Source organism: Nitrobacter sp. 62-23, from assembly GCF_001897285.1.
GTDB lineage: Bacteria > Pseudomonadota > Alphaproteobacteria > Rhizobiales > Xanthobacteraceae > Nitrobacter.
The window spans coordinates 1-8247 of sequence record NZ_MKSM01000047.1 but is presented as its reverse complement, the minus strand read 5'-3'; the positions used below and the strand labels follow the sequence as shown (position 1 = coordinate 8247).

At 62.4% G+C, this 8247-nt stretch carries 8 protein-coding genes; 5 read left to right on the top strand and 3 right to left on the bottom strand.

Annotated features, from left to right (window positions below):
• The 4 genes from BGO16_RS04325 to BGO16_RS04310 all read left to right on the top strand — a co-directional run.
• Positions 1-1117: glycosyltransferase family 87 protein (locus tag BGO16_RS04325; RefSeq protein WP_292617367.1), on the top strand; the 1117-nt coding region annotated here is incomplete at its 5' end.
• 175 nt (positions 1118-1292) lie between these two features.
• Positions 1293-1946 (top strand): glutathione S-transferase family protein, encoded by a 654-nt coding sequence (locus tag BGO16_RS04320; protein WP_292617366.1) that lies wholly within the window; start codon positions 1293-1295, stop codon positions 1944-1946.
• A 174-nt stretch (positions 1947-2120) separates the two neighbouring features.
• Entirely contained in the window at positions 2121-2258 is a 138-nt protein-coding gene (locus BGO16_RS04315) for a hypothetical protein (RefSeq protein WP_292617365.1), read from the top strand.
• A 96-nt stretch (positions 2259-2354) separates the two neighbouring features.
• Complete coding sequence (locus tag BGO16_RS04310) at positions 2355-3509, top strand: PQQ-dependent sugar dehydrogenase (RefSeq protein WP_292617364.1); 1155 nt, start codon at positions 2355-2357, stop codon at positions 3507-3509.
• A 30-nt stretch (positions 3510-3539) separates the two neighbouring features.
• Here BGO16_RS04310 and BGO16_RS04305 read toward each other — a convergent pair whose 3' ends face one another.
• The 3 genes from BGO16_RS04305 to aceA all read right to left on the bottom strand — a co-directional run bounded on the left by BGO16_RS04305 (position 3540) and on the right by aceA (position 5869).
• Positions 3540-4121, bottom strand: a complete 582-nt coding sequence (locus BGO16_RS04305; protein ID WP_292617363.1) for a hypothetical protein — start codon at positions 4119-4121, stop codon at positions 3540-3542.
• A gap of 217 nt (positions 4122-4338) precedes the next feature.
• On the bottom strand, positions 4339-4545 hold the full coding sequence (locus tag BGO16_RS04300; protein WP_292617362.1) for a hypothetical protein: 207 nt from the start codon (positions 4543-4545) through the stop codon (positions 4339-4341).
• A gap of 16 nt (positions 4546-4561) precedes the next feature.
• Entirely contained in the window at positions 4562-5869 is a 1308-nt protein-coding gene (aceA, locus tag BGO16_RS04295; protein WP_292617361.1) for an isocitrate lyase, read from the bottom strand.
• Between the two features lie 169 nt (positions 5870-6038).
• Between aceA and BGO16_RS04290 the strand changes: the two genes are divergently transcribed.
• The gene (locus tag BGO16_RS04290) at positions 6039-7490 is read left to right on the top strand and encodes a short-chain fatty acyl-CoA regulator family protein (protein WP_292617360.1); all 1452 of its coding nucleotides are present in this window, start codon (positions 6039-6041) and stop codon (positions 7488-7490) included.
• The last annotated feature ends 757 nt before the right edge of the window (positions 7491-8247 follow it).

The window sequence follows — 8247 nt, the reverse complement described above, 5'->3', positions numbered from 1 at the left end:
CGGCACCGACTTCTCCAGCTTCTACGCCGCCGGGTCGCTGGCTCTCGAAGGGCGCGCAGCCGAGGTCTACGATATGGCCGCGCACTACGCGCGCGAGCAGCAGATCTTCGGCGCCGGCATACCCTATTACGCGTGGTTCTATCCGCCGTTCTTTCTGCTGCTCGCAGCGCCGCTGGCGCTGATGCCCTATCCGATCGCGCTCGCGGTATGGCAGGCGGCAACGCTCGCCTTTTATCTCGGCGTAATCGGCGCGATCCTCCGGCCACTGCGGCAGGCCCGCGGTTCTCCGGCCGCCATCTGGATCTTTCCGGCGCTCGCCTTTCCGGCCATTTTCATCAATGTCGGCCACGGTCAGAACGGCCTGCTTACCGCCGGCTTGTTCGGCGCGGCATTGCTGACTTTGCCGACGCGGCCGCTGCTCTCCGGCCTGCTGTTCGGCTGTCTCGCCTACAAGCCGCAATTCGCCCTGGTGATCCCGGTCGCGCTGATCGTATCCGGCCATTGGCGAGCTGTTGCCGCGGCGGCGTTCGCCGTGATCGTGCTCGCGTTGGTCGCTTCGCTCGCATTCGGCACCGATGTGTGGTTCGCATTTCTCGCATCGACCGACATGTCGCGCCGGCTGTTGCTGGAACAAGGCAGCGTCGGCTTCGAGAAACTGCAAAGCGTGTTCGCCGCGGTCCGAATGTGGGGCGGGGGCTTGCCGCTCGCGTATGTCGCCCAGGGCCTGACATCGGCCGCAACGATTTGCGGCGTCGCATGGATCTGGCGCGGCCGCTCCGACGACAACCTCAAGGCCGCGACCCTCATCATCGCCGCTCTGCTGGCTTCGCCGCACACGCTCGACTACGACCTGACGATCGCTGCACCGGCGCTCGCATTCCTGACGGCTCTCGGGTTTGCCCGTGGCTTCCGCGATTTCGAGATCAGCGTGCTGGCGGCGGCATGGGCGTCGCCGCTGCTTGCCCGCACCGTTGCCGGCGCGACAGGCATCCCGCTCGGCGCGATCGCTCTGCTCGCACTCTACGCGCTCGCGCTTCGCCGCGCGTGGCGCGACCGCCAGGACCGGCGCGCCGGAACCGCGAACTTGCGCATGCATCCGCGCGGGTTGCCGACATGATTTTTTCCTGAATCGCGCACCCGGCAGCAACTCTCGGCCTTTCGCACGCATCGAACGATCGGGCTGTTCCCTGCTCTTGCGGCGCATCGCCGGCGGCATCATTGTTTACCAGTATCATTTACCCGCGCAGCAAACCGGCGCGCTCCTTCGGCCCGAACGGATCCAGCCTTCCCGCATGTACAAGCTCTATTCGATGCAACGCTCGGGAAACAGCTACAAGGTTCGCCTTGCGCTGGCCTTCCTCGGCGAGCCCTATCATGCCGTCGAGGTCGATATCCTGCGCGGAGAAAGCCGCACGCCGGATTTTCTCGCCAAGAATCCAAGCGGACAAGTGCCATTGCTGGAAGTCGAGGAAGGGCGCTACCTCGCGGAATCCAATGCGATCCTGTGGTACGTCGCGATTGGAACCGCGCTGGCTCCGGACTCCCCGATCGAGCGCGCCGAGGCGCTGCAGTGGATGTTCTTCGAGCAGCACGCGCTGGAGCCCAATATCGGCGCGGCCTATTTCTGGCTCTCGCTGGTGAAAGGTGGCCGCGATCTGCAGACTCACGCGCTGGACGACTGGATGGAGCGCGGCTATGCGGCGCTTCAGGTGATGGAGAATCATCTCAAAACCCATGACTTCTTCGCCGCCGGCCAGCTCACCATCGCCGACGTCGCGCTTTATGCCTACACCCATGTCGCCGACCGGTGCGACTTCGACCTCACGACGTTTCCCTCGATCCAAGCCTGGCTGCGGCGGATTGAACAGCAACCCGGCTTCGCCGATATGGACGGGCGTGCTGCTCCGCCGGGGAATGCTGCGGCGGGCATCGCCGCCGGCACCTGATGGCGTTCGGCCGAAGCGGCACGGCACCCGCCCTGCTTTGGACATTTTTCATACCGGTCGCTGCCCCAATCCTGCCCGCGCAACGTGAAAGACTCCCGCATTGCGAGTGATTCGTCCTCGAAGGATTGATGAACGATGCGATCGCAGAGCACGAACCGCGGTTTTGAGGCACGCGTGACACGCCTTGCCTCCACGCGCCTGACCAACGCAGTCGCCGCTTCGCTGGCGATCGCGGCCGTCGCCATCTGCCTCTGCCTGGCCTTTGCGGCGATGTCGATCAAGGCCGCGATGGCGGTGCCGATCCCCGCCTGAACCGATCCGGTCTCTGGCGTGTATACCGCATCGTGATCTTTTTGCGGTTACCGGCGTTTGTCGTCGTGACCGCCCGTTCGACAACAGGACGATTCGATGAAAGCATCCAGTGCATGGACCACGGCCGTCCTGAGCGCGGCCATCGTGCTGACCGCCCCCTTCGTGATCGCCGCCGCCGCGCGCGGCGAAAGCACGATATTCAAATCGTCGGCCGGGCCGCTTAGCGTCAAGACCATCGCCAGCGGCCTGGTCCACCCCTGGGGCCTTGCCTTTCTGCCGGACGGGCGCATGCTGGTGAGCGAGCGGCCGGGCCGCATCCGCATCGTCACTCCCGACGGCGTATTGTCGCCACCTTTGAAGGGCGTGCCGAAGCCCTATGTCGGCGGACAGGCGGGCCTGCTCGACGTCGCGCTCGACCGCGACTTTCCGAGCAGCCACACGCTCTATTTCTGTTACTCCGTCGACAGCGGCGGCAACGCCGCCGTCGCGCGGGCACGGCTGAACGAGGAAGCCGCCGCGCTCGATGAGGTGAAGGTGATCTTCACGCAGGTCGGTCCCGGTGGCCAGGCCAATCATGGTTGCCGGATCGCCCAAGGCCCGCGCGACGGCAATCTTTACGTCACGCTCGGCGATCATTTCGGTCCGCGCGACGAGGCGCAGAACCTTCGCGTCGACAACGGCAAGCTGGTCCGCATCGCACCTGACGGCTCGGTGCCGCCGGACAATCCATTCGTCGGCCACGACAACGCGCGTCCGGAAATCTGGAGCTATGGCCACCGCAACGGACAAGGCCTCGCGTTCAATCCGGCAACCGGCGATCTCTGGGAGATTGAGCACGGCCCGCGCGGCGGCGACGAGGTCAACATCATCGGCAAAGGCAAGAACTATGGCTGGCCGGTGATCGGCTATGGCATCGATTACAACGGTGCGAAGATCCATGAAAGCACGTCGAAGCCCGGCATGGAGCAGCCGATCAAATACTGGGTGCCGTCGATCGCCCCCTCCGGCATGGCGTTCTATACCGGAACGCTGTTCCCGGCATGGCAAGGCAGCCTCTTCACCGGCGCGCTGGCGGGCAAGATGCTGGTGCGGCTCTCGCTCAAGGGCAATGCCGTCACCGGCGAAGAGCGGCTCCTGCAAAATCTCAATGAGCGCATCCGCGATGTCAGGCAGGGGCCCGACGGGGCGTTGTGGCTTTTGACCGATAATGCGGCCGGGCGCATCCTGCGGGTCTCGCCAGCGGGGAAGTGAACCACGCCACGATCAAGGTCATGGCCCGCGTTATGGACTCCTGAGCGCCGCGACCAGTGCGAGACCGAACAACCCGACGACGCCGGCGATGAAGCCGAACGCGAACGCCCAGAGGCGGTCGCGGCGTGGCTTCTTCTGTCCGCCTTCCGTGCCTTTCTCCTGCGGCCTCCCTTGCTCGGGCAGCGATGTCGCCATCGCGCGCTCACGCTCGATCATGCGGCGGGCGACATAATCGGTGACGGCATTCACGACGACGGTAACGTCATGAGATTCCGCGAGCACGACCCGGCCATGGCGGGTATCCTGGACGAAACGGTACATGCGCTTGTCGCGGCCCATGAGAACATGCGCCACGAGATCGATCCACAGTCGCGGCATGTCTCCCTGACTGATCCCCCGATCGAACAGGTCGACCTGATCGGGGATCTGGGCGAACAGAGGATCGAGCGCTTCGTTCAGGATCTCAAGCCGCGCCACTTCCGCGTCGCGCAGGTCGACAACGACGCCGGTGCGGTCGGCAGCCTCGATCCGCGCCTGGCGCAGGGCGTCGCGCAGCCGCGCCGGCTTCGCGGATTCCGCCCCGCCTGTCCCCACGCCTCCTGCGCTCGGCATCGTGCCCTTCCGTTCCGGCCACCGTTAACCTGCCGGTAACTCCGCAGCTTAACAGCAACCCCGTTTCGAGCAACGAGCGTTTAATTACAAAGGCTTAATACGCGCATCCCGCTCCCGTCCGCCCTGTACTTCCCGTCCCCAAAAAACAAACGGCCCGCCCGGTCTCCCGGGCAGGGCCGTCCGTTTCCCTGGACGTTTCTTCTTGAAGATGGGCGCGTCAGCCCGCCATGCGGTTCGGTTCCTCCACGATGGAGAAGCGCACGCCGGCGCGGTGACGGTTTTCCTCGGACACCACCCGCCAGGCATCCTCGGCTTCCTTCCGCGTCTTGAACGGGCCCTGCACCTGCGCCGAGCCTTCCACGAGCTTGTGGAAGTTCATCGAACCGAACTCGCCGCCAATCACCCAGAAATTGCTGCCGGTCATGAGAGCCTCCTTTTATTTATTCGGCCGCCTGAGCCCTGATCTTCGAACCCTGCGGCTTGAACTGCGCGGCTTCGGTGGAGTCGTGAAGCGCGGTCGTGGACGACTGACCGCCGCTGATCGTGGTCGAGACCAGATCGAAGTAGCCGGTGCCAACCTCGCGCTGATGGCGCGTCGCCGAATAGCCGAACTGCTCCGATGCGAACTCGGCCTGCTGCAAGCGGGAATAGGCCGCCATGCCTTCGGCCTTGTAGCCACGCGCCAGTTCGAACATGCCGTGGTTGAGCGAGTGGAAGCCCGCCAGCGTGACAAACTGGAATTTGTAGCCCATCGCGGCGATCTCCTTCTGGAACTGCGCGATGGTGTCCTTGTCCAGATTGGCTTCCCAGTTGAACGAGGGCGAACAGTTATAGGCCAGCAGCTTGTTCGGATAGACCTTCTTCACGGCTTCGGCGAACTTGCGCGCGCCGTCGAGGTCGGGCTTGGAAGTCTCCCACCACAGAAGGTCAGCGTACTTCGCAAACGACAGCCCGCGCTTGATGCAGTGATCGAGACCGCTGCCGGGCCTGAGGCGATAGAAGCCTTCCGCCGTGCGCTCGCCGGTGATGAACTCGTGGTCGCGCTCGTCGATATCCGAGGTGATGAGCTTGGCGCTCTCCGCATCGGTGCGCGCCAGCACGAAAGTCGGCACGCCGCAGACGTCGGCGGCGAGCCGCGCGGCGATCAGGTTGCGCTCATGCGCGGCGGTCGGGATCAGCACCTTGCCGCCCATGTGGCCGCACTTCTTTTCTGATGCGAGCTGGTCCTCGAAGTGAACGCCGGCCGCGCCAGCCTCGATATAGGCCTTCATGATCTCGAAGGAGTTGAGCGGTCCGCCGAAGCCGGCTTCCGCATCAGCCACGATGGGCACGAACCAGTCGATCTTCGCACCGCCTTCGGCGTGCTCGATCTGGTCGGCGCGCTGGAAGGTGCGGTTGATACGGCGACAAAGCTCCGGCCCTGCATTGGCAGGATAGAGGCTCTGGTCAGGATACATCGTGCCTGCGGTATTGGCGTCGGCGGCGACCTGCCAGCCGGAGAGATAGATCGCGGGCAGGCCGGCGCGCGCCTGCTGCATTGCCTGGTTGCCGGTGACGGCGCCGAGCGAGTTCACATAGGGCATCTCGTTGAGTTGCTTCCACAGCCGGTTCGCGCCTTTTTCCGCGAGCGTGTACTTGATCTCCAGCGAACCGCGCAGCCGCTCGACCTCCTCAGCGGTGTAGGGACGGCTGATTCCCTCAAAACGGCCCTTGGGGGCGGGAACGAGCTGCTCAAACGTCTTTAGCATCACTATCTCCAGTGCCACATTCATGACATTGCATTGCAAAACGTGGGTCTAGATAAACGCCAATCAAATCAATTCGTATAGGTGTCTTGATCTCAAATGATGATGTCATGTAACATATGTTCATGTCATATATGTTATTTTGTAATTATTGTCATAATCGGATGTCAAAATGGCAACTGTTCCGGGCAAAAAACTCTTCGTCGGCCCGCGGTTCCGGCGTATCCGGCAACAGCTCGGGCTGTCGCAGACCCAGATGGCGGAGGGGCTCGGCATCTCCCCGAGCTACGTCAACCTGATCGAGCGCAACCAGCGCCCCGTCACCGCGCAGATCCTGCTTCGTCTCGCGGAAACCTACGACCTCGATCTGCGTGACCTCGCAACCGCCGACGAGGACCGCTTCTTCGCCGAACTGAACGAGGTGTTTTCCGATCCGCTGTTTCGGCGGATCGACATCCCGAAGCAGGAACTGCGCGATCTCGCCGAGCTGTGCCCCGGCGTGACCCACGCGCTGCAGCGCCTCTATGCCGCCTATACCGAGGCGCGACGCGGCGAGACGCTTGCCGCCGCGCAGTTCGCCGATCGCGATGAGAATGCGGGGGCACGCTTCGAGGCCAACCCGATCGAGCGGGTCCGCGACATGATCGAGGCCAACCGCAACTATTTTCCCGAACTCGAACAGGTGGCGGAAACCCTGCGCGACGAGATCAACGCACCTGCGCAGGATGTATTCGCGGCGCTGGGCGCGCGGTTACGGGAAAAACATTCAATTCAGACGCGCATCATGCCCGTGGATGTCATGCGCGAGACGCTGCGCCGCTTCGACCGTCACCGCCGCCAGCTTCTGATCTCTGAACTGGTGGACGGACCTGGCCGTGCGTTCCAGCTCGCGTTCCAGATCGGACTCGCCGAATGCACGCCCGCCTTTGATGCGATCATCGCGCGCGCCGGCGCGCTCGACGACACCTCGCGGCGGCTCTACCGCATCACGCTCGCGAACTATTTCGCCGGTTGCGTGCTGATGCCCTACCAGGCCTTCCATGCGGCAGTGGAATCGCTCAGCTACGACATCCACGTTCTGGCTCAGCGATTCAACACCAGCTTCGAACAGGTGTGCCATCGCCTGACCACGCTGCAGCGGCCGAACGCGCGCGGCGTGCCCTTCTTCATGCTGCGCGTCGACAACGCCGGCAACGTCTCCAAGCGCTTCTCGTCCGGCACCTTTCCGTTCTCGAAATTCGGCGGCACCTGCCCGCTGTGGAACGTCCATTCCACCTTCGACACACCCGATCGTCTCTTGAAACAGGTGATCGAGCTGCCCGACGGCAGCCGCTACTTCTCGATCGCGCAGATGGTGCGCCGCCCCGTCGCGCCGCATCCGCAGGCACAGCCGCGCTTCGCCATCGGCCTGGGCTGCGAAATCCGCCACGCATCGAGGCTGGTCTATGCCGCGGGCATGGACCTCGACAACGCCGAAGGCACACCGATCGGCGTCAACTGCCGGCTGTGCGAGCGCGAGAACTGCGCCCAGCGCGCCGAGCCGCCGATCACCCGTACGCTGATCCTCGACGAGAATACCCGCCGCGTGACCAGTTTTGCGTTCAGCAATGCGAGAGAGGTGTAAGGTATTGCGATCAAATCTTCAAAGTGTATCTTTCCGGCATGGGGCAACTTACTTCGAATTTGAACAATCTAAGTTTCTCGGGCCCATTTGAACGGCCCGATCTCCGGCGGATTATGGCCGCCTTGCACAATTTGCGGAAAGCGGGATACCGGTCAGCCAATCTGGATTTAGGCGGGCTAACTAAAGGGTATACACCCGAATTTCTCCCTTTATCTGCCCACTGTCGAAGCCTAATGCATCAAGGCTTTGAAATTATGCTAGAATTGCCCCAAGATCCAAAGTTGAACCGTCTTTTCCAAAACTCGAATTGGGCATATTTGATTGATCCAAGGAGCTTTGACCGCTCTAAATTCGAATCCCCAACTCATCTACCGGCAATTCTTTACTCAAACCCCTATGAGCAATTCGAGGCAATCGAGAAGATAATCGATCTGAGTTTGAGAAATCTAGATCTTGTCGACCGGCAGCAAGTGGCAAGCATAGAGTGGTCCGTAAATGAAATCGCTGACAATGTACTGAACCACGCAAATAGTCCTATTGGCGGAATTGTCCAAGTAAGTGCTCGGCCCAAAGATAATATAATCGAGTATGTGGTTTGCGATGCCGGCCTCGGCATCCCGAAAACGTTGCGCGACGCTCATCGCTCTATAGCGACCGATCTAGGGTCGAGACTCAATTGATCCACCAAGTCAGGGTAGCGGCCAAGAGGATTGTAGAGAGGAAGATATCGGCCCGCTTGTCATAGCGGGTGGCGATG

Excerpts from the sequence above, each read along its gene's own strand:
- BGO16_RS04290 (WP_292617360.1), top strand. The coding sequence starts at position 6,039 with ATGGCAACTGTTCCGGGCAAAAAACTCTTCGTCGGCCCGCGGTTCCGG.
- BGO16_RS04305 (WP_292617363.1), bottom strand. The coding sequence starts at position 4,121 with ATGCCGAGCGCAGGAGGCGTGGGGACAGGCGGGGCGGAATCCGCGAAG.
- BGO16_RS04320 (WP_292617366.1), top strand. The coding sequence starts at position 1,293 with ATGTACAAGCTCTATTCGATGCAACGCTCGGGAAACAGCTACAAGGTT.
- aceA (WP_292617361.1), bottom strand. The coding sequence starts at position 5,869 with ATGCTAAAGACGTTTGAGCAGCTCGTTCCCGCCCCCAAGGGCCGTTTT.
- BGO16_RS04310 (WP_292617364.1), top strand. The coding sequence starts at position 2,355 with ATGAAAGCATCCAGTGCATGGACCACGGCCGTCCTGAGCGCGGCCATC.
- BGO16_RS04300 (WP_292617362.1), bottom strand. The coding sequence starts at position 4,545 with ATGACCGGCAGCAATTTCTGGGTGATTGGCGGCGAGTTCGGTTCGATG.